We start from the raw sequence: 21,026 nt of genomic DNA, 5'->3' as shown, positions 1-21,026 counted from the left end.
CGGCGCTTCATCTTTGCCCGAGCCGGCCTCCTCAGATGGCCGCGTCGAGTTGGCGCATGATCTCCCGTCGGCGCCGTTGCGCTTCGAAGCGGGCGCGCTCCGGATCGCCGTCGAGGATCGCGGCGATGATGGCGCGTCTTTCCCGCTTCCAGCGCTGCTTGCCCTCGCTTCCGCCATAGACCGGCCCGCGCGGATATTCGGCATAATGGTGCACGGCCACGCGGGAGAGCAGTTCCATCAGCGGGCGGTCGACCATCAGGTAGAGAATGTCCAGCATGCTCTGGTCGAATGCGCCGCGCTGCCGCGCCGTATTGCGCCCGTCGATGGATTTGACCAGCGCCGCAAGCTCCTGCCGAAGCGCCTCGTCCGTGGCGCGCGCCGCCGCCGCCATCAGTTCGCAGTCGAGCAGGGTGATGATGTCGATGGCCTCCGGATGCGCCGAATGATGCAGCGCCAGGAAGCCGGAAATCGCCTGGCTCAAACCCTCCGCATCGGGCCGGGTGCCGTAATAGCCGCCGCCGGGGCCGCGCCGAACCTTCAGGAAACCCTCATGCTCCAGCACGCGCGCCGCCTGCTGCACGGTGACGATGCCCACGCCCAGCGCCTTCGCCAGATCGGGCAGGGATCCGATCTGCGCTTCGGGCGGCTGGGCGACGATCATGTCACGCAGCTTCGCCACGGCCGCCGTCACCAGTCCTTCGCGGGAATTCTGCTTGCGGATGCTCATCTTACTCCTCGTCTGGGGTCCGACCGCCCATAGCGAATTTGCCGGCAAAAGGGCACTCCTCATACATCCTGTCCTATTATGTGCATATTATTTGTTTGATTCTTTCCGGTTTGGCGGTATTGCGATTCATAGGGGTCGATAATGGGCATATTAGTATGGGCTGAGGATAGGACGGCTTTTGGCCGCGCCAGAGCCCTGCCAACATGGGACGAGGGTGGATGCAGTGAAGATCGGCATAGTGAAAGAGATGGCGCCCGGTGAGCGCCGCGTTTCCGGCACGCCGGAAACGGTCAAGAAATTCAAGGCGCTGGGCGCGGAAGTCGCGGTGGAAGCAGGGGCGGGCCTGTCCGCCGCCATATCCGATGCGGACTATGCCGCCATGGGTGCGACGGTGGCGGATCGCGTCGCTACTGTGGCGGATGCCGACATCATCCTGGGCGTGCAGGGGCCGGACGTGGCCAGCATCGCGGGCGCCAAGCCCGGCGCGTGGATCGTCGCGGGCCTCAATCCCTTTGTCGAGCGGGCGCGGGTCGACGCCTATGCCGCCGCCGGTTTCGAGGCGCTGGCGATGGAGTTCATGCCGCGCATCACCCGCGCGCAGTCGATGGACATTCTCTCCTCCCAGTCCAACCTTGCCGGCTACAAGGCGGTGCTGGACGCGGCGGCCGAATATGGCCGGTCCTTCCCGATGATGATGACGGCGGCGGGCACGGTGTCGCCGGCAAAGGCGTTCATCATGGGCGTCGGCGTCGCGGGCCTGCAGGCGATCGCGACCGCGAAGCGGCTGGGCGCGCAGGTTTCCGCCACCGACGTGCGCTCCGCGACCAAGGAGCAGATCGAGAGCCTGGGCGCAAAGGCGATCTTCGTCGAGAGCGTCGCGGGCATCGAGGGCGAGGGCAAGGGCGGCTATGCCACCGAAATGTCCGAGGATTATCAAAAGGCGCAGGCCGAGCTGGTGTCCGGCCATATCGCCAAGCAGGACATCGTCATCACCACCGCGCTGATTCCGGGCAAGCCCGCGCCGCGCCTGATTTCAGACGCGCAGATCGCGTCGATGAAGCCGGGCAGCGTGATCGTCGACCTGGCCGTCGAGCAGGGCGGCAATGTCGAGGGCGCGGTGCTGGGCGAAGTGGTCGAACGGCACGGCGTCAAGATCGTCGGGCACAAGAATGTGCCCTCGCGCCTCGCCGCCGACGCATCGGCCCTGTTTGCGCGCAACCTCTATAACTTCCTCTCCGCCTTCTGGAACAAGGACCGGAACGCGCCGGTGCTGGACGAGGAAATCGGCAACGCCATCCGCGTGACGCAGGGTGGGAAAGTCGTCAGCGAAAGGCTGCTTCAATTGACGGGGGCACTGTCATGAGTTCGCTTAATCCCGATTATCTGTTCGTCTTCATCCTGGCGGCCTTCGTCGGTTTTCAGCTCATCAAGAAGGTGTCGCCGCTGCTGCATTCGCCCTTGATGTCGCTGACCAACGCCATCGCAGCGGTGGTGATCGTGGGCGCGATCAGCATCACGGGCGAGGAAGGCGCGACGCCGCTGGCAAAGACGCTGGGCTTCGTCGCGGTGTTCTGCGCCACGGTCAATCTGGTCAGCGGTTTCATGATCACCGACCGCATGCTCAAGATGTTCAAGCCGCGGGGGAAGTGAGATGAACGCATTCGTACCCTTTGCGGCGATCATCGCATCGTCGCTGTTCATCCTGGCGCTGATGTGGATGAGCCACCCGTCGACGGCCCGCCGGGGCGTGCGCGCGGGCGAGATCGGCATGCTGGTCGCCATCGTCGGCGCGCTGGTCCAGCATGAGGTGGTCGATTACAACCTGATCCTCATCGCCATGGTCGCGGGCGCGGCCGCCGGCATCCCGATGGCGCTGCTGATGCCGATGACGGCGATCCCGCAGCGGACCGCCATCTCCCACGCCTTCGGCGCGCTTGCCGTGGGCCTGATCGGCGCGGCGGAATATTACAAGCACGCCCATGGCGAATATGCCGGCAGCTTCATCATGTGGGCGCTGATGTTCGAGATGCTGCTGGGTTTCCTGACCTGCACGGCATCGGTCATCGCCTTCGCGAAGTTGCAGGAGATCATGGGCAGCCGTCCCGTCTCCTTCGTCGGGCAGCGGGTGGTGAACGGCGCCGTGGCGCTGGCGGCGCTGGTGATCGCCGCGATGCTCGCGCTCGATCCGACGCAGACCTGGCTGTTCCCCGCCTTCGTGGCGCTGGCGCTGCTGTTCGGCATATTGCTGGTGATCCCGATCGGCGGGGCGGACATGCCGACCGTGATCGCGCTGCTCAACAGCTATGCGGGGCTTGCGGCGAGCGCCATGGGCTTTGCCCTGGGGAACAAGCTGCTGATCGTGGCGGGCGCGCTGGACGGTGCGTCGGGCTTCATCCTGGCGGTCATCATGTGCAAGGCGATGAACCGCAGCTTCGCCAATGTCATGTTCGGCGGCTTCGGCAAGGTCGTGGCCGGCGCGGCGGGCGGCAAGGACGACCGCGTTGTCCGTTCGGCCTCGGCCGAGGAAGCGGCGTTGCAGCTTGAAAACGCCAGCAGCGTCGTCATCATTCCGGGCTATGGCATGGCGGTGGCGCAGGCGCAGCACAAGGTGAGCGAACTGTATCAGGCGCTGACCAAGAAGGGCGTCGATGTGAAGTTCGCGATCCATCCGGTCGCGGGCCGCATGCCGGGACATATGAACGTGCTGCTGGCCGAAGCCAACGTGCCCTATGAGCAGTTGATCGAGCTGGACGACATCAACCCCGAACTGCCGCAGGCGGACGTGGCGCTGATCATCGGCGCCAACGACACGATCAATCCGTCGGCGCGCGACGATCCGCAGAGCGCGATCGCGGGCATGCCGATCATCGAGGCGGATCGGGCCAAGTCGGTCTTCGTGATCAAGCGTTCGATGAATGCGGGCTTCGCCGGAATCGACAATCCGATCTACTATAACAGCAACACCCAGATGCTGTTCGGCGATGCCAAGGACATGGTCGGCACCATCGCCAAGGAACTGGCTGGCGGCGGTTCGGGCCTGCATTGAGCGACGGACTGGCGCCTCCCTCCGCAGCATCCGAACGGATGGAAGGGCGGCGGGCCGGGTGCGGGCTGGACGCCTTCGCGAGCGGGGCGGAAGAATGGCGCAGTCCTGTCCGCCCTGCACCACCGTCATCTTGAAAGGCGACAAAGGTCGTTCCGGGATTATGCCTCTGGAACGACCTTTGTTTTTGCGGCATGTCTTGCAGGATTGGCGGAGGGGGGCTTCATGCGTCTGATATGTCCTGCGATAATCTCGGTTGCGGTCCTGGCTCCCCAGGCGCTCTTTGCTCAGCCTTCCGCGCCGAATGCCCAGGGCGACCTGTCCGTCACCATCTATAATAACGATCTGGCGCTGGTGCAGGACCTCCGCCGCATCACCCTGCCCTCCGGACGCTCCCGGCAGGAATTTCCCGATGTCTCGGCGCGCATTCGCCCGGAAACGGTGACATTGTCGGGAGAAGGCATCGGCATTGTCGAGCAGAATTTCGACTATGACCTTTTGTCACCCGCATCGCTGATGGAAAAGGCGGTGGGCCAGACGATCACCCTGCTGCGCACCAACCCAGCCACCGGCGCGGAAACGCGGGAACAGGCAATGGTGCTGGCGGCCAATGGCGGGGTGGTGCTGAAGATCGGTGAGCGGATCGAGGTGCTGCGCGACGACGGTCTGCCTGTGCGGGTCATTTTCTCCTCCATTCCGCCCAATCTGCGCGCGCGCCCGACGCTGAGCGTCACCATGGATGCGCCGCAGGGCGGTGCAAGGCCGGTGACGCTGAGCTACCTGACGCCGGGCATGAGCTGGAAATCAGACTATGTCGCCCTGTTCGACGAGAAAGCGGGCAAGCTCGACATGCAGGGCTGGATCACGCTCAACAACAGCACCGGCACCGCTTTCGCCAACGCCCGCGCCCTGCTGGTCGCCGGGGAAGTCGGACAGGTGCAGCAATCTTATGGCGGCTATAATGGCGGCCGGCCCCAGCCTCGCGGAAACCGGCCCGGCACGGAGAGCGGCGGCGAGCAACTGGGCGACTTCCATGTCTATCCGATCGAGGGTCGCACGACGATCGCCAATGCCCAGACCAAGCAGGTGAGCTTCCTCGACGCATCGGGCGTGCCGGCGGAACGCGGTTACGAGTTCCGCAGCAACTGGATGGAAAGCAAGGACCAGGCGGAAAGCGCCGCATCGGTGCTCAAATTCTCCAATGCCAAGGCTTCCGGAATCGGCGCGGCCCTGCCCGCGGGCACGGTTCGCGTCTATATGCGGGATGCGCGCGGGCAGGCCCAGTTCATCGGGGAAAGCGGCATTCCGCACACGCCCGGCGGCTCCACCCTCGCCCTGCGAACGGGCGACGCCTTCGACGTGAAGGTGCAGCCGGTGGTCGAGCAGCGCGACACGATCACGACGGACGAATGGACGAAGACCGAGCGCTGGCGCGTCGCCTATCCCGACGGCACAAAGGCGGAAGGCTATGTCGAGCGGCCGCAGAAATATTTTCGCACGCGGATGCGCTACATCGTCACCAATGCCAAGCCGGTGCCGGTGAATGTCGACGTGGTCCAGTCCGGCCTGTCCCAATGGTGGTGGTGGCGCGACCTGCGCGTGCCGGAGGAGAGCATTCCCGGCGTGCAGGAAACGGCTGACCTGCGGCGCTGGGTGGTGCCGGTGCCCGCCAATGGCAAGGTCGAACTGACCGCCACTTTCCTCACCCCCTGGTAAGCGCGGCCATGCCCCGCCTGTGGCTGTGGCTGATGATCCTGCCGCTTTGGGCGCCCCTGGCCGCGAGGGCGCAGTTGCCGGTCGTGATCTCCAGCGGTCCGGACAAGGTGGCGGTCACGCTCTACCGCGACCCGGAGCGGGGAGAGGCTCCGCTCGACCGCGATGAGCCCGGCGCCTTCGCCCTGATCGCGGAGACGCGCACGGTTATGTTGCCGCCGGGCGAAGCCGTGATCCGGTTCGAGGGGGTGGCGAGCGGCATCGTGCCGCAATCGGCGATCCTCTTTGGCGCGCCCCCGCGGGAGCGCAATCGCGACGCGGCGCTGCTGTCGCAAAAGGGGCTGGTTGACGCCTTTACCGGGCAACGGGTGATCCTTCGCCGCACCGACCCGGCAAGCGGCAGGACGGTCGAGGAAAGCGCGACCGTGCGATCCGCCGCCGACCGTCTGGTGGTGACGACCATGCGAGGCGTGGAGGCGCTCTATTGCTCCGGACTGCACCAGACGCTCCTCTATCCGGGGGCGCCCGCGACCCTCTCCGCAAAGCCGGTGCTGACCATGACGACCAGGGACCAGCCCGGCGGACCTGCGACGATCACCCTGGCCTATATCGCCACCGGCTTCGACTGGGATGCGACCTATGTCGGCACATTGGCCCCGCACGGCCAATCGCTGGACCTGCTCGGCTGGCTGACGCTGGCGAGCGCGGACGACACCAGCTTTGCCGATGCAACCGCTTCCGCCATAGCCGGAAGGGTGAACCGTTCGGAGGACAGCCGCGACGACAGCGGCGAAAGGGCGCGTGAAGAAGCCCGCTATCTGAACAGGTTCAGCGCCTGCTGGCCCGCCGGGACGACGAGCGACCTGGGCAGCGGCACGCCGCCGCCGCCTGCACCGCCGCCCATGGCCATGATGATGGCGGGCGAAGACATTGTCGTGACGGCCCAGCGGCGGCAGGAAGGCATGCTGTCGGCCCCCGCTCCTGTCGCCGTGGTCGCCAGGGCGGAAAATCTGGGCGACCTCAAGCTGTACCGCATTCCCGTTCCCGTCACCGTCGCCGCCCGTGCACAGAAGCAGGTGGCGTTTCTGGTGAAGCAGAAGGTGAAGGGCAGCCTGGTCTATCGCACGGAGATGAGGTGGGAAGAGCCGGACGATCCCCGGATGCTGTTCCGCTTCCGCAACGGCAGGAAGGATGGCCTGGGCGATCCCCTTCCGGCGGGACGCGCGGTTCTCTATCAGGACAGCCCCTGGGGCCGCATGTATGTCGGGGAAAGCACCACAGGCGACAAGACCGTCGACGAGGAAGTCGAATGGTCCTTCGCGCAAGCCAGCAACCTGACACTGGAACCGGAACAGGAAGAGGCGGGCAAGGGCATCCTCCATCACAACCTTGTCGTGCGCAACGCCAATCCCTTCCCCATCCGTTTCGAGATCGACTTTCCAGCGAACGGCGGACGGCTATTCAGCGGCTTCAGCGGTCGCCTGACGAAAAAGCCGGGCAAGCAGGTCTGGGCCATGACGGTGCCGGCGAACGGAACGATCCGCCTGCGCTTCCGATCCGCCGGGCAGCCGAATTAGGGCCCGGCCCTGGAGCGCATCCGGATTCCCGCGAAACCAGTATCGCGGCAGAAGCCCTGCGCTTCTTCACTGATCGAGGTCCAGCCCCCCTTCCCCGAATAACAGGATGGAGTCAGCGCGCGCCAGCGCCACCAGAGCCAGCCCCGCCCCCGCCGCCCGTTCGGCTGCAAGGCGCGTCGGCGCGGAGATCGTCACCAGCAGGGGGCAGTCCGCCAGCACGGCCTTCTCCACCAATTCATAGGAGCAGCGCGAGGAAAGCAGCGCGAAGCCGCCATCCCATGTCCATCCACGCCGCCACATCGCGCCGATCAGCTTGTCGAACGCATTATGCCGCCCGACATCTTCCCTCGCCAGGCGGATCGTGCCGTCTGCCGCCACCAGCGCCGCCGCGTGGGCCGCGCCGGTTCTCGCATTGAGCGGTTGATGTCCTTTCAATTCCCCCAGCGCCCGAAAAACCGCCTGTTTGTCGGCCCGTGTCGAAACCGTGACGGATGGCAGGGGCCGGATCGCCTGTTCCAGATTCTCCACCCCGCAAATTCCGCAGGACGATTCCGAGGCGCGATGCCGCACCCGGCTCAGCAAGGCCTCCGTTCGCTCCTCCGGCAGGGTCGCCCGGGCAATGATCCCTTGTTCGGTCGCATGCACATCCACCTCGAACGGCGCATCTTCCCGGCCGATCAACCGCTCCGCCAGCGTGAAACCCAGCACCAGTTCCTCGACATCGGCGGGTGTAGCCATCAACACGGCATAGCCGATGCCGTTGAATTCGATGGCGATCGGCACTTCCTCTGCCAATTCCCGCGTCACCGGGGTGATGGGGCCTGCCGGCGTTATGTGCCTGAAGGTGAAGGGCCGATCTTCGGGCGCGGCGCTCAAAGCGCCACGACCCGGCCGACAGCGGCGGCGGCTATCGGAGACAGTGCGCCGGGACGCGCGGCCGCCAGCAAAGCAATGCGCTGCTTCATCGCCGGATCCCAGAAGGCACGGATATGGTCCGCCGTCATGGCGACAGCTTCCGCCTCGCCCAACGCCGCGACATTGCGCGCGATCTGGTTCGCCATGTAGATCAGGCGGTCCTCGGTCGACATGACTTCATTTTCATCGCTCATGCGCTCGATCCTATTCGGCCGCTTCCAAGGGCGCAATGCGCCTGCTGTGCCGTGCCTGCTCCGCATAGTCGCGCTGCCAGTCGCTCGGTCCGTTGGAACGCATGACCTGGACCGCCGTCACCTTATATTCCGGGCAATTGGTGGCCCAGTCGGAATAGTCGGTGGTGATGACATTGGCCTGCGTGTCGGGATGGTGGAAGGTGGTGTAGACCACGCCCGGCGCGACCCGCTCCGTGATCAGGGCGCGCAGGCTGGTTTCCCCGGCCCTGCTCTTGAGCGAGACCCAGTCGCCATCGCTGATCCCGCGATTTTCGGCGTCGTTGGGATGGATTTCCAGCCGATCCTCCGGATGCCAGGCCGCGTTCGCGGTCCGCCGCGTCTGCGCGCCGACATTATATTGGCTGAGGATGCGCCCGGTGGTCAGCAACAGCGGGAAGCGCGGCCCGGTCTTCTCATCGGTCGGCACATAGTCGGTGACGACGAACTTGCCCCTCCCCCGCACAAAGCCGCCGATATGCATGGTTGGCGTGCCGTCGGGCGCTGCATCATTGGCAGGCCATTGCAGCGATCCCTCTGCATCCAGCCGGTCATAATGCACGCCCGCGAAGGTGGGCGTCAGCGCGGCGATCTCGTCCATGATTTCGGAAGGGTGCGCATAGGACCAGCCCAGCCCCATGGCCTGCGCGACCAACTGGACGATCTGCCAATCGGCATGGCCGTTGAGCGGCGCCATCACCCTGCGCACGCGCTGGATGCGGCGTTCGGCGTTGGTGAAGGTTCCATCCTTCTCCAGGAAGGTCGATCCCGGCAGGAAGACATGGGCATAATTGGCCGTCTCATTGAGGAACAGGTCCTGCACGACGACGCATTCCATCGCGGCAAGCCCCGCCGCGACATGATGGGTGTTGGGATCGGACTGGAGAATATCCTCGCCCTGGATGAAGATGCCCTTGAACGTGCCGTCCGTCGCTGCATCGAGCATGTTGGGGATGCGCAGCCCCGGCTCCGCATCCAGCGTGACGCCCCAGGCCTGTTCGAACTGGCCGCGCACCGCATCGTCGGAGACATGGCGATAGCCCGAAAATTCGTGCGGGAAGCTGCCCATGTCGCAGGCACCCTGCACATTATTCTGCCCGCGCAGGGGATTCACGCCCACGCCTTCGCGCCCGATATTGCCGGTCGCCATGGCGAGATTGGCGATGGCCATGACGGTGGAGCTGCCCTGGCTGTGCTCGGTCACGCCCAGTCCGTAATAGATCGCGCCATTGCCGCCGGTCGCATAAAGCCGGGCGGCGGCGCGGACCTCCGTCGCCTTGACGCCGGTAAGGGGCTCGACCGCTTCGGGCGAGCGCTGCGGTTCGGAAACGAAATCGGCCCATTCGGCAAACTCATCCCAATCGCAACGATCGCGGATGAACGCCTCGTCATAGAGCTTTTCCGTCACGATCACATGCGCCAGCGCCGTCAGCATGGCGACATTGGTGCCGGGCCGGAGCGGCAGATGATGGGAAGCCTCGACATGGGGCGACTTCACCAGATCGATCCGCCGGGGATCGATGACGATCAGCTTGGCGCCCTGCCTGAGCCGTTTCTTCATGCGGCTGGCGAAGACCGGATGGCCGTCGGTCGGATTGGCGCCGATGACCAGGATCACGTCGGCCTGCATCACGCTGTCGAAATCCTGCGTGCCCGCCGAGGTTCCGAAGGTCGTCTTCAGCCCATAGCCGGTGGGAGAATGGCAGACCCGCGCGCAGGTATCGACATTATTGTTGCCGAAACCCTGGCGGATCAGCTTCTGGACGAGGAAGGTCTCCTCATTGGTGCAGCGGCTGGAGGTGATGCCGCCGATGCTGCGCGTGCCATATTTTGCCTGGATGCGCCGGAACTCGCTGGCGGTATGGGCGATGGCCTCCTCCCACGACACTTCGCGCCAGGGTTCGTCGACCGAAGCGCGGATCATGGGTTTGAGGATACGGTCGCGGTGCTGGGCATAGCCCCAGGCGAAGCGGCCCTTGACGCAGCTATGCCCGTGATTGGCCTTGCCGTCCTTCCACGGCACCATGCGGACCAGTTCCTCGCCCCGCATCTCCGCGCGGAAGGTGCAGCCGACGCCGCAATAGGCGCAGGTGGTGACGACTGCGCGATCCGGAGTGCCGATCTCCACCACCTTCTTCTCGGTCAGGGTCGCGGTCGGGCATGCCTGGACGCAGGCGCCGCAGGACACGCATTCGGACGAGAGGAAATCCCGCCCCTGCGATGGCGAAACCCTGGAGTCGAAGCCCCGCCCTTCGATGGTCAGGGCGAATGTGCCCTGCACCTCGTCGCAGGCGCGCACGCAGCGGGAGCAGACGATGCATTTGCTGGGATCGAAGTCGAAATAGGGGTTCGACCGGTCCTTCGCCTGCCCCATATTGGTCGCGCCGTCATAGCCGTAGCGCACGTCGCGCAGGCCCACGGCGCCCGCCTGCTCCTGCAATTCGCAATCGCCATTGGCCGGGCAGGTCAGGCAGTCGAGCGGATGGTCCGAGATGTACAGCTCCATCACCCCGCGCCGCAACTGCTTCAGCCGCTCGCTCTGCGTCCGCACCACCATGCCCTCGGCAATCGGCGTGGTGCAGGAGGCGGGATAGCCGTTGCGTCCTTCCACTTCGACCAGGCAGAGGCGGCAGGAACCGAAGCTTTCGACATTGTCGGTCGCGCACAGCTTGGGGATCGAACAGCCGGTCAGCGAGGCCGCCCGCATGATCGACGTGCCTTCCGGCATCGTCACGGTATCGCCGTCGATGGTGAGGGTCACGCTCCTGCCGGTCGATATGGCGGGCGGGGTTCCATGGTCGGTTTCGCGCGTGTAGCTCATTCCGCAGCTTCCTTCACCGGCGACTTGGCACCGAAATCCTCGGGGAAATGATCGAGCGCGCTCAGCACCGGATAGGGCGTGAAACCGCCCAGCGCGCAGAGCGAGCCATGTTTCATCGTGTCGCAAAGGTCGCGCAGCAACGCCGTCTGCGCCTCCAGCCCGGTATCGATCCGGTCGGGCGTGCGGGAATTGAGCGCTTTCTGGAGATACCCCTCCCAATTGCGTCCGGCCTGAACGACGGTCGCGCTGTCCCGCGCCGCGATGATCCGGTCCATCACCTCGACGCCCCGCGTCGACCCGATCCGGCAAGGGGTGCATTTGCCGCAGCTTTCGACCGCGCAGAATTCCATCGCGAAGCGGGCCATATGCGCCATGTCGACGCTGTCGTCGAACACGGTGATCCCGGCATGGCCGATCAGCCCGCCAGCCTGCGCGAAAGCCTCATAATCGAAGGGCAGGTCGAACATGCTGGGCGGGAAATAAGCGCCAAGGGGGCCGCCGACCTGCACCGCGCGGACGGGCCGCCCGCTGGCCGTGCCGCCGCCGATGTCGTTCACCAGTTCGCCCAGCGTGATGCCGAAGCCGATCTCATAGAGGCCGCCATGCTTCACATTGCCCGCAAGCTGCACCGGGATGGTGCCGCGCGACCGGCCGAAGCCGACGTCCGCATAGGCCTTCGCCCCTTCCGCCAGGATGAAGGGAACCGCCGCCAGGCTGAGCAGATTGTTGATCACCGTCGGTCGTCCGAACAGCCCCGCCAGCGCCGGAAGAGGCGGCTTTGCCCGCACCTGTCCCCGCTTGCCCTCGATGCTTTCAAGCAACGCAGTTTCCTCGCCGCAGACATAGGCGCCCGCCCCGACGCGCACTTCGAGCGTGAAAGGCGCGGTCCGCTCGGCGGAGAGTTGGATCGCTTCCCGCATGGCGGCGATGGCGAAGGGATATTCGCTGCGGATATAGATATAGCCGTGGCTTGCTCCCACGGCATGACCGGCTATCGCCATTCCTTCGATCAGGCAGAAGGGATCGCCTTCGACCAGCATCCGGTCGGCAAAGGTGCCGCTATCGCCTTCATCGGCATTGCAGACGATGAACTTGGCGTCCGAAACCGCATCCAGCACCGTCTGCCATTTGATGCCGGTGGGAAAGCCCGCCCCTCCCCGCCCGCGCAGGCCGGATGCCTTCACCGCATCCACCACCGCCTGGGGCGTCATGCCGCGCGCCGTTTCCAGCCCGCGCCAGCCGCCATGTTCGGCATAGTCCTTCAGGCTGAGCGGATCGATCACTCCGCAGCGCGCGAAGGTGAAGCGTTGCTGCCCGGCGAAGAAGGGCAAGGCCGCCACGTCGCCCAGCCGCGCTTCATGGCTGCCGTCCAGTACGGCCGCTATGTCGGCGGGGCCGACCGGCCCGAAGCCGATCCGCTTCCCCTCGCTTTCGACCTCGACCAAGGGCTCGATGGAAAAGAGCCCCCGGCTGCCGGTGCGGACCACCTCGCATCCTGCGGCTTCGAAGGCGTGGGCAACCTCGTCCGCGCCCAGGGCGACGGAGGCCATGTCCCGGCTGACATAGACCCGCTTCATGCCGCGATCTCCTGCGCGATCCGGTCCAGCGTGGCCGCATCGATCCGCGCGACCGGCCTTCCGTCGACAAGGGCGTTGGGACCGACGGCGCACAGGCCGAGGCAATAGACGGGTTCCAGCGTGACCTGTCCGTCCGGGCGCGTCTCGCCCATGGGGACGCCCAGCCGATCGGTTGCGGCCTTCTCGATTGCCGTGGCGCCGCGGGCCTGGCAGCTTTCGGCGCGGCAGAGTTTTACGACATGCCGGCCGGCGGGGGTTCGGCGGAAATCATGGTAGAAGGTCACAACTCCATGAACGTCTGCGCGACTGAGGTTGAGTGCGGTGGCGATGGCGGGGATGGCTGCATCATCGATAAAGCCTATCTCTTCCTGCAACATGTGCAGCAGCGGGAGCAGGCGGTCGCGGGTGCGGCCATGGGTCCGGGTCCAGTCCTCTATCAGCCTCGTCGCGTCTTCCTGCTGCATCTTTTCCGCCCTTTCCTGCGCGCCATGCTGCGCGCTGGCGGGAGTGGCGTCAAATCGAAGACGATCATGTTTGATAGAGATTATCTATCAAACCGCCGTCACGATCATTCCGTCTTCGACCGTCACCGGCCAGGGGATCAGCGCAGCGCCCGCGCAGGGGCCGCCCAGGCATGCGCCGTCGGATGGCGCGAAGAGGGCGCCGTGCCAGCTACAGGCGATCAGGGCGCCGTCCGGCGTCAGATAATCGTCCAGCTTCTGTGCCAGGGGCAGGCCCATATGGGGGCAGCGGTCGACATAGCCGCGGACTTCGTTCCCGATGCGCAGGACGAAGCCGTGAAAGCGGCCCTTGCGCATCTGGATCACGAAATTGCGCGCCTTGCCGTCCGCTATGCTGTCGAGCGGAGCCAGGGCCACGCCCGGCGGGGTCGCGGTCAGCCGTTCGTCCTCGCTCATGGATCGGCGTCGGGCTGGACGGACGGATGGGCCATTGCAAAGGCGTCCAGCGCCCGCGCCTTTTCCCCCGCCGCGACGAGGGCGGGAAAGGCGGACAGGTCGACATGGAAGCGCTCCGCCGAATAGAGTTGCGGCACCAGATAGCAGTCCGCCAGCCCCGGCCGATCGCCAAAGGCGAAGCCCCGGCCATGGCGCATCACCCATGCCTCCAGCGCGGCGAAGCCGTCCGTGATCCAGCGGGCGATCCATGTGTCGAGGGCGGGCTGGTCCGCGCCGAAATCCTGCTTCAGCGCCTGAAGGACGCGCAGATTGTTGAGCGGATGGATGTCGCAGCCGATCAGCGCCGCCATGGAGCGCACGATTGCCCGCCCCTCCGCATCGGGCGGCAGCAGGGGCGGTTGCGGCCAGCGTTCCTCGATCCACTCCAGAATGGCGGGGCTTTGCGTGAACGCAAAACCCTGCGCCTCCACGGCGGGGACCAGCCCTTGCGGGGACAGGGCACGATAGTCCGGTTCCCGCTGCGCGCCGGTGCGCAGGTCGTGCGTGACCTGATCATAGGCCACGCCCTTCAGGTTCAGCGCGATCCGTACGCGATAGGAGCTGGTCGAACGCCAATAGCCGTGGAGGGTGAGCGCGCTCATCGCGCCGGCTCGATCAGGGCGCGGCATTCCCCGAAGCCGATGGGGACATAGCCATCCGCCCGCGCCACCGCCTTAAGCGCCAGTTCGTCGCCATCCTGCAAAAAGGCGCGTTCCTCACCGGTCGGCAGGAGGATCTTCGTCTTGCCGCCCTCGGTCAGTTCCATGAGGCTGCCATAGCTGTCCGGCGTCGGGCCGGAGAGCGTGCCCGTCCCCAGCAGGTCGCCGGGATTGAGGTTGCAGCCGTTGGACGCATGATGGGCGACGATCTGCTGCGCGGTCCAGTACATGGAGGAAGCGGGGCCGCGCGAGAGGCGCATGGGCGCGAGGCCCTGCGCCCGCATGTTTGCGCTCGACAGATGGACCTCCAGATCGACGGACAGTGCGCCATGGGCCTGATCCTGTTCGTCCCACAAATAGGGCAAGGGTTGCGGGTCGCCCTGCGGCCTTGGAGGCTGGGCGATGCGGAAGGGGGCCATGGCCTCCGCCGTCACGACCCAGGGGGAGATGGTGGACTGGAAATTCTTGGCCAGGAACGGGCCCAGGGGCACATATTCCCATGCCTGGAAGTCGCGCGCCGACCAGTCGTTGAGCAGGCAGAAGCCCGCTATATGGTTCGCCGCCTCGGCAATCGGCACAGGCTCCCCCAGCGCATTGCCCGCGCCGATCCAGATGCCCAGTTCCAGCTCATAATCCAGTCGTTGGCTGGGCCCCACCACCGGAGCATCGGCATCGGGGGCCTTGCGCTGGCCCTGCGGGCGGATCACCGGCACGCCTGACGGCCGGATGGAGGATGCCCGTCCATGATAGCCGATGGGGACATATTTATAATTGGGCAGCAGCGGATTGTCGGGGCGGAACAGCTTGCCGATATTGGTGGCGTGGTGAATGCCGACATAGAAGTCGGTATAATCGCCTATCGCGGCGGGCAGGTGCAGCGCGCAATCCGCCGCCCGGTGCAGCAGGGGTTCGACGGCGTGGCGCTGTCCTTCATCGCTGAAGAGGGCGCTGAGCCAGCGGCGCAGCGCCAGCCGGTCCGCCGCCGGGAGCGCCATCAGGGCGTTTAGGGTGGTTCCGTGCAGGACGGCGGCGGCGGCGGCGGGAAGCAGGCCCGCTTCGGCGGCGGCGCGCAGGTCGAAAATCCGCTCCCCTATCGCGACGCCCGCCCGCGCCGCGCCGCCGGGGGGCGAGAAAATGCCGTAGGGCAGGTTCTGGACCGGGAAGTCGGGATGGCCATCGGCTCCCTCGACCCAGCTCGACCGGGCGGGATCATGGGTTTCGTCTATCTGCGGGAAGCTCATGCCCCCTCCTCTTCTCTTGAGCCGGCCCCTTGCGGCAGTTGCGCCTTGGTGAAGCCGGACCAGCAATCGTCATAGTCCAACTGGCCCAGCGGCGTTTCCATCGCGAAGCGGGTCGGGCGAAAGGCGAAGCGGCTTTCGAACATGAAGGCCATGGTGTCGCTGATCCGGTGCGGTTTCAACTCGGCGGCCAGCGCGCCTTCATAGCTGGCCTTGTCCGGGCCGTGGCCCGCCATGCAATTGTGCAGCGACGCGCCGCCCGGCGCGAAGCCGCCTGCCTTGGCATCATAGACGCCGTGGATCAGGCCCATGAATTCGCTCATCACATTGCGGTGAAACCATGGCGGGCGGAATGTGTCCTCCGCCACCATCCAGCGCGGCGGGAAGATCACGAAGTCGCAATTGGCGGTTCCCGCCCGGTCGCTGGGGGAGGTCAGCACGGTGAAGATCGACGGATCGGGATGGTCGTAGCTGACCGTGTTCATCGTGTTGAACCGGCGCAGATCGTAGCGGCAGGGCGCGAGATTGCCGTGCCAGGCCGCCACGTCGAAGGGGGAATGGTCCTGCGTCGTCGTCCACAGCTGGCCGGCGAATTTCTGGACGATTTCGTGGGGGCTGTCGTCATCCTCGAACCAGGCGGCGGGGGTTTCGAAATCGCGGGCGTTGGCGAGGCCGTTGGCGCCGATGGGGCCGAGGTCGGGGAGGCGGAACAAGGCCCCGTAATTTTCGCAGACATAGCCCCGCGCCGTTCCGTCGGGCAGGTCCACCCTGAAACGCACGCCGCGGGGGATCAGCGCGATCTGTTCCGGCGCGACATCCATCACGCCCATTTCGGTGGTGAGGCGCAGCCTGCCTTGCTGCGGCACGATCAGCATTTCGCCGTCGGCATTGGTGAAGGCGCGCTTTTCCATCGGGCGGTTGGCGGCGTAGAGATGGACGGCCAGGCCCTCGCCCGCCGCCGGATCGCCCGCGCCGCAATAGCTGATGAGGCCGTCGAGGAAATCCACCGATCGTTCGGGGAGCGGCAGGGGGTCCCAGCGCAGGCGGTTGGGCGTCGGGGGGGCTTCGTCGAAGGGGCCGCTGCGCAGGAGGGTTTCGGCCTCATAGGGGCGGTAGGGCGGGTGATTGGCCGCGGGGCGCAGGCGGTAGAGCCAGCTTCGCCGGTTTTCCGCACGGGGCGCGGTGAAGGCGGTGCCGGACAGTTGTTCGGCGTAAAGGCCATAGGGGGCGTGTTGCGGGGAGTTGCGGCCCACGGGCAGGGCGCCGGGCGCCGCCTCCGTCGCGAAATGATTGCCGAAGCCTGTCAGCATGGCGGCTGCGGATGGCCTGCTCTCTCCCATTTCGGCGCGACTCCTGTGGTATCAATTGTTACCATCATAGCGCTTTGCCGATGAAGTATCAAATGTTACCAGTTGTGGATGACCGCCAAGACGCTGCGCCTCGATCAGTTCATTCCCTATCGCCTGTCCTTCACGGCGGCGTTGCTGAGCGACACCATCGCGCAAAGTTATGAGAGGCTGTTCGGGATCAGCATTGCGGAATGGCGGGTCATTGCCTGGGTGGCGGAGCTTGGCAGCGTTACGCAGCAGCAGATCTGCGCCCGGAGCCGCATGGACAAGGTGACGGTCAGCCGGGCGGCGATTGCGTTGAGCGGGCAGGGGATTGTCCAGCGCCTGCCCAATGCGGAGGACCGGCGGTCGCATCTGCTGGCGCTGACGGAGGAAGGGCGGCGGTTGCATGGGGCCATCGCGCCCAGGGCGCTGGAGCTGGAGAGCGGGATATTCTCGCATTTCAGTGCGGAGGAGGTGGAGTCGTTCGTCGCCATGTTGCGGCGGATCGATGCGATTGTGTTGGGGGATGGGGAATAATTTTTGTCCGGCCGCTCTACGGGATCAGCCGATCCCGTTCGGGTCGGGCGCGCTGCGTTTCAACCCAGCCCCATCCTGTCCGAAATGTCCCGCGCCACGGTCAGGACCGCTTGCGCCAGCGGGCCCAGCGGGGCGCGGTCGGAGACGATCACGCCGATGCGGCTCCCCTCCTCCGCGTCCGGCAGCGCGAAGGTGCGCACCCAGTCCAGACCGTCGAGCAGCATCGCATGGCTGTCCGGCACGATGGAGCAGAGCCGCCCCTGCCGCACCAGCGCGAACAGGGCGACATAGCTGTCCGCCGTCACCACCGGGCGCAGCGCAAGGCCCCGTTCGCCCAGCCGGGCGTCCAATATGCGCCGGTTCTGCATGCCCTGATGGAGCAGGCACAGCGGCAGGGCGGCCACATCCTCCCAGTCCGGCGGGCGCTTTTCATCCAGCACGCCCCGCGCCGCCACCAGCATGTAGCGCTCGACATAAAGGGGCGCGGCCAGCATGTGGGAGGGCGGCTCGAAATCCAGATAGGTGAGGCCCGCGTCCAGTTCGAAGGCGGCGAGCTCCCGCTCGATCTTGCGCGAGGTCAGCGCCCGGACCGAGATGTTGAGGCCGGGATGCCGCTCCAGCAGCGCCTCCACCAGCGGGCCGACGGCGGGCATGGCGGCCGGGATCGCGCCCAGGCGCAATTCGCCCTGCAAGGGGCCCTTGGCGACCGCCGCCGCCTGCATCAGATTGTCCGCCGCCGCGACAAGCTGCTGCGCCCAAGGGAGGATCGCCCGGCCCTCCTCGGTCAGCCCGGCGTAGCGGCGGTTGCGCTGAATCAGGCGCTTGCCGAGTTGCGCCTCCAGCGCGGAAATGCCGGCCGAGAGCGTGGGCTGCGAGACATGGCAGGCAGCGGCGGCGCGGGCGAAATGCCCTTCCCTCTCCAGGGCCAGGAAATATTGAAGAAGGCGGGTCTGCATGCGCGCTTTACTCTCTTTTTTCCGGCTGATAGGGCAAAGTGGCGCTCCGTAGAAGCCGGGTCTGGACGATGGGCGCAACTCTCACTATATACCGCTCGGTATGGAAACACAGACTCAGATAGCGAGGGGACGCCCGAGGGAGTTCGATCCCGAAGAAGCGCTCAGTGCCGCGCTGACCGTCTTTTGGCGGCGTGGCTATGAAGGCGCGTCCATGGCGGAACTGACCGAGGCGATGGGCATCACCAAGCCCAGCCTCTACGCCTGTTTCGGCAACAAGGAATCGCTGTTCCGCAAGGCGCTCGACCTCTATGAGCGCGACAAGCTGTGCTACATCAAGTCCGCGCTGGACGAACCCACCGCAAAGGGCGTGGCCGAACGGCTGCTGCGCGGGTCGCTGGCGATCCAGACCGGGACGACCGATCCGCATGGCTGCCTGGGCGTGATCAGCGCGGTCGCCTGCGCCACGCAGGCCGAGTCGATCCGCGACGAGGTCATCGCCCGCCGCGCCTCCTCCGACGCGGCCCTGGTGGCGCGGTTGGAACGGGCGCGGGAGGAAGGCGACTTTCCCGACACGATCGAGCCGAAGGCGCTGGCCACCTATCTGACCGCCGTGGTGCAGGGCATGGCCGTGCATGCGAGCGCGGGGATGTCGCGTGAACTGCTGGAGCAACTGGTGGAGACGACGCTGGCCGTCTGGCCGGGGAAGTGACGGAAAACCGGGCTTTCCGGAATTCCATACCGAAAAATTACCAAACGGTATAAAAAGCCTGTTGACCCTGCTGCTGCACCGCATTATATACCAGTCAGTATTGAATAGACCTGCTCTCCAAAAGAGGTCACATGATGCGGACGTTTCTCAAATCCTGTCGTCGCTGACGACCTGACGCGACCAGCCCAACAGGGCGGCGCGACCTGACCATCATTCCATTGTTCGACGCGCGGCCCGCCGGTCGCGCGGCGGAGAGGTTTTTTTTCCACGTTCGGCCGGGATGGCTCGCAGCGGACGACGATGCGTCGGCCCGATTCCCGGTTGCGCGTCATGCACAGGGGAATTGCCATGGCATTTCTGCAACTTGCCACGCTGGCCGAAGATGGCGGAGCGATTGGCGTCAAAAGGGCGGCGAACGCCGGTTTCGCGCCCGTCGAATGGCAGATCATCCAGCTTGCGCGGGGGGACGGCCTGTCGTCGCTGCGCGCGCCGGACCGCTGGGACCGGGTGAAAAGCTGGATATTTGGGGAGCGGGCCAATCCGCGCCTTGCCAACAAGCGGCTGGAGAGCCTGCGCCGTCTGGCGGTCGACGCCTGGCATCGCGGCTATGCGGTCCGTCCTTCCTTCCTGAAGGCCTTTTTGAAGGCCGGATTCAACGAGGGCCAGCTCGAAACGCTGCTGGCCAGCATCAGCGCGCAACGGCGCTTCCAAGGTTCCCGGAGCTGACACCATGAACATGCACACCCCCATCGACGTCGACACCAGGTCGGCCACCCCCCTCGCCCGCTGGCGAAAGCGCCATGTTTCGCTGGGCGTGATCGCGCTCGCCATCCTGGGCGGCGTGACGTGGAAGCTGATCGACAGGCCCGAGGCGCAGGCGGCCGCCACCCCGCTGGTCACCGTGGGCGTCTCCGCCCCGCTGACCCGCGCGGTGACGCAGTGGGACGATTATGTCGGACGCTTCGCGCCCAGCCAGACGGTCGAGATTCGTCCCCGCGTGTCGGGGTCGGTGACGGCGATCCACTTCAGGGACGGCGATTATGTGAAGGCGGGGCAACTGCTCTTCACCATCGACCAGCGGCCCTTCCTGGCGGCTCTGGCGGAGGCGAAGGCCAGCACGGCGAGCGCCCGCAGCGCCTTGCTGCTGGCGCAGAATGATTATAGCCGCGTCCAGCGTCTGACGGGGGATGAGGCGGTTTCGGCGAGTGAAGTGGACTCGCTCCGGTCGCGGTTGCAGGCGGCGCAGGCCGCGCTGGCGGGGGCGCAGGCGCGGGAGCGGCAGCGGGCGCTCGACATGGAGTTCACGCAGGTCCGCGCGCCGATTTCGGGGCGGGTTTCGGACCGGCGGGTCGATATCGGCAATCTCGTCTCGGCGGGCGAAGGGGCGGGCGCGACATTGCTGACCACGGTCAACAAGCTCGATCCCATTTACTTCAACTTCGATGCGTCCGAGGCGCTGTATCTGAAGTCGCAGCGCGACAGGGGCGCTGGCGGGGCGGTCGAGGTGCGGTTGCAGGATGAAGCGGATTATCGGCACAAGGGGCGGCTGGACTTCACCGACAATGGGCTCGATCCGCGTTCGGGGACGATCCGGGTGCGGGCCGTGTTCGACAATCCGGACATGTTCCTGACGCCGGGGCTGTTCGGCAATATGCGGCTGGCCAATGGCGGCAAGGTCAATGCCTTGCTGGTGCCGGATGAGGCGATCCAGTCCGATCAGGCGCGCAAGACCGTGCTGGTGGTCGGGCGGGACGACAGCGTCGCGGCGAAGCCGGTGGAGCTGGGTCCGGTGGTGGACGGGCTGCGCATCATCCGCGCGGGGCTGACGCCCGGCGACCGGGTGATCGTGTCGAACATTCAGGCGGCCATGCCGGGTGCGAAGGTCGCGACGAAGCCGGCGGCGATCAAGGCGGCTCCGGCGCCGGTTGCGGCGGTGGATGCGGCGGCGCCGGTTGCGGCGCAGGCGACCTTTGCGCGCTAAGGCATCACGCCCTCCCCGTTCGGGCTGAACCTGTCGAAGCCCTGCACTTTTCCTTG

At 66.0% G+C, this 21,026-nt stretch carries 20 protein-coding genes; 9 read left to right on the top strand and 11 right to left on the bottom strand.

Annotated features, from left to right (window positions below; translation table 11 throughout):
• Window positions 1-31: 31 nt before the first annotated feature.
• Window positions 32-727, bottom strand: a complete 696-nt coding sequence (locus tag TZ53_RS09310; RefSeq protein ID WP_025549502.1) for an FCD domain-containing protein — start codon at window positions 725-727, stop codon at window positions 32-34.
• Between the two features lie 223 nt (window positions 728-950).
• On the opposite strand from TZ53_RS09310, the gene TZ53_RS09305 reads away from it, so the two are divergent.
• The 5 genes from TZ53_RS09305 (at window position 951) to TZ53_RS09285 (ending at window position 7,060) form a co-directional block, all read left to right on the top strand.
• The gene (locus TZ53_RS09305; RefSeq protein WP_025549501.1) at window positions 951-2,090 is read left to right on the top strand and encodes an NAD(P) transhydrogenase subunit alpha; all 1,140 of its coding nucleotides are present in this window, start codon (window positions 951-953) and stop codon (window positions 2,088-2,090) included.
• A complete protein-coding gene (locus tag TZ53_RS09300; protein WP_025549500.1) occupies window positions 2,087-2,377 on the top strand; it encodes an NAD(P) transhydrogenase subunit alpha in 291 nt (96 codons plus the stop codon). Before TZ53_RS09305 ends, TZ53_RS09300 begins: the two co-directional genes overlap by 4 nt.
• A 1-nt stretch (window position 2,378) precedes the next feature.
• Window positions 2,379-3,773 carry an NAD(P)(+) transhydrogenase (Re/Si-specific) subunit beta gene (locus tag TZ53_RS09295; RefSeq protein ID WP_044661092.1) on the top strand — a complete coding sequence of 465 codons (1,395 nt, stop codon included), beginning with the start codon at window positions 2,379-2,381 and terminating at the stop codon, window positions 3,771-3,773.
• Between the two features lie 222 nt (window positions 3,774-3,995).
• Entirely contained in the window at window positions 3,996-5,486 is a 1,491-nt protein-coding gene (locus TZ53_RS09290) for a DUF4139 domain-containing protein (protein WP_025549499.1), read from the top strand.
• Between the two features lie 8 nt (window positions 5,487-5,494).
• Window positions 5,495-7,060 carry a DUF4139 domain-containing protein gene (locus tag TZ53_RS09285; RefSeq protein WP_052628177.1) on the top strand — a complete coding sequence of 522 codons (1,566 nt, stop codon included), beginning with the start codon at window positions 5,495-5,497 and terminating at the stop codon, window positions 7,058-7,060.
• A 66-nt stretch (window positions 7,061-7,126) separates the two neighbouring features.
• Here TZ53_RS09285 and fdhD read toward each other — a convergent pair whose 3' ends face one another.
• The 9 genes from fdhD to hmgA form a co-directional block, all read right to left on the bottom strand.
• Window positions 7,127-7,936 carry a formate dehydrogenase accessory sulfurtransferase FdhD gene (gene fdhD, locus TZ53_RS09280; RefSeq protein WP_025549497.1) on the bottom strand — a complete coding sequence of 270 codons (810 nt, stop codon included), beginning with the start codon at window positions 7,934-7,936 and terminating at the stop codon, window positions 7,127-7,129.
• Entirely contained in the window at window positions 7,933-8,169 is a 237-nt protein-coding gene (locus TZ53_RS09275; protein WP_025549496.1) for a formate dehydrogenase subunit delta, read from the bottom strand. Before TZ53_RS09275 ends, fdhD begins: the two co-directional genes overlap by 4 nt.
• A 10-nt stretch (window positions 8,170-8,179) precedes the next feature.
• Window positions 8,180-11,026: a formate dehydrogenase subunit alpha gene (fdhF, locus tag TZ53_RS09270; protein WP_025549495.1), complete on the bottom strand. Its 2,847-nt coding sequence runs from the start codon at window positions 11,024-11,026 to the stop codon at window positions 8,180-8,182.
• Window positions 11,023-12,603 (bottom strand): NADH-ubiquinone oxidoreductase-F iron-sulfur binding region domain-containing protein, encoded by a 1,581-nt coding sequence (locus TZ53_RS09265; RefSeq protein WP_044661091.1) that lies wholly within the window; start codon window positions 12,601-12,603, stop codon window positions 11,023-11,025. The genes fdhF and TZ53_RS09265 overlap by 4 nt, the downstream gene beginning before the upstream one ends.
• Entirely contained in the window at window positions 12,600-13,067 is a 468-nt protein-coding gene (locus TZ53_RS09260) for a formate dehydrogenase subunit gamma (RefSeq protein ID WP_025549494.1), read from the bottom strand. Before TZ53_RS09260 ends, TZ53_RS09265 begins: the two co-directional genes overlap by 4 nt.
• A gap of 87 nt (window positions 13,068-13,154) precedes the next feature.
• Window positions 13,155-13,520, bottom strand: a complete 366-nt coding sequence (locus TZ53_RS09255; RefSeq protein WP_025549493.1) for a Rieske (2Fe-2S) protein — start codon at window positions 13,518-13,520, stop codon at window positions 13,155-13,157.
• Entirely contained in the window at window positions 13,517-14,161 is a 645-nt protein-coding gene (maiA, locus tag TZ53_RS09250) for a maleylacetoacetate isomerase (RefSeq protein ID WP_044661090.1), read from the bottom strand. The genes TZ53_RS09255 and maiA overlap by 4 nt, the downstream gene beginning before the upstream one ends.
• A complete protein-coding gene (fahA, locus tag TZ53_RS09245; RefSeq protein ID WP_044661089.1) occupies window positions 14,158-15,459 on the bottom strand; it encodes a fumarylacetoacetase in 1,302 nt (433 codons plus the stop codon). The genes maiA and fahA overlap by 4 nt, the downstream gene beginning before the upstream one ends.
• Window positions 15,456-16,796, bottom strand: coding sequence for a homogentisate 1,2-dioxygenase (gene hmgA / locus TZ53_RS09240; RefSeq protein ID WP_025549488.1), 1,341 nt, complete (start codon window positions 16,794-16,796; stop codon window positions 15,456-15,458). Before hmgA ends, fahA begins: the two co-directional genes overlap by 4 nt.
• 78 nt (window positions 16,797-16,874) lie before the next feature.
• On the opposite strand from hmgA, the gene TZ53_RS09235 reads away from it, so the two are divergent.
• Window positions 16,875-17,324: a MarR family winged helix-turn-helix transcriptional regulator gene (locus tag TZ53_RS09235; protein ID WP_025549487.1), complete on the top strand. Its 450-nt coding sequence runs from the start codon at window positions 16,875-16,877 to the stop codon at window positions 17,322-17,324.
• Between the two features lie 59 nt (window positions 17,325-17,383).
• On the opposite strand, the gene TZ53_RS09230 is transcribed toward TZ53_RS09235, so the two are convergent.
• Window positions 17,384-18,280, bottom strand: a complete 897-nt coding sequence (locus TZ53_RS09230; RefSeq protein WP_044661088.1) for a LysR family transcriptional regulator — start codon at window positions 18,278-18,280, stop codon at window positions 17,384-17,386.
• A gap of 100 nt (window positions 18,281-18,380) precedes the next feature.
• Here TZ53_RS09230 and TZ53_RS09225 point away from each other — a divergent pair, with 100 nt between their 5' ends.
• From TZ53_RS09225 to TZ53_RS09215, 3 genes are all read left to right on the top strand, one after another.
• On the top strand, window positions 18,381-18,989 hold the full coding sequence (locus TZ53_RS09225; protein ID WP_044661087.1) for a TetR/AcrR family transcriptional regulator: 609 nt from the start codon (window positions 18,381-18,383) through the stop codon (window positions 18,987-18,989).
• A gap of 348 nt (window positions 18,990-19,337) precedes the next feature.
• On the top strand, window positions 19,338-19,715 hold the full coding sequence (locus TZ53_RS09220) for a hypothetical protein (protein WP_025549484.1): 378 nt from the start codon (window positions 19,338-19,340) through the stop codon (window positions 19,713-19,715).
• Between the two features lie 4 nt (window positions 19,716-19,719).
• Window positions 19,720-20,970: an efflux RND transporter periplasmic adaptor subunit gene (locus TZ53_RS09215; RefSeq protein WP_025549483.1), complete on the top strand. Its 1,251-nt coding sequence runs from the start codon at window positions 19,720-19,722 to the stop codon at window positions 20,968-20,970.
• The last annotated feature ends 56 nt before the right edge of the window (window positions 20,971-21,026 follow it).

The organism is Sphingobium sp. YBL2 (assembly GCF_000943805.1).
Lineage (GTDB): Bacteria > Pseudomonadota > Alphaproteobacteria > Sphingomonadales > Sphingomonadaceae > Sphingobium > Sphingobium fuliginis.
This window is presented reverse-complemented; position numbering and strand designations above follow the sequence as displayed.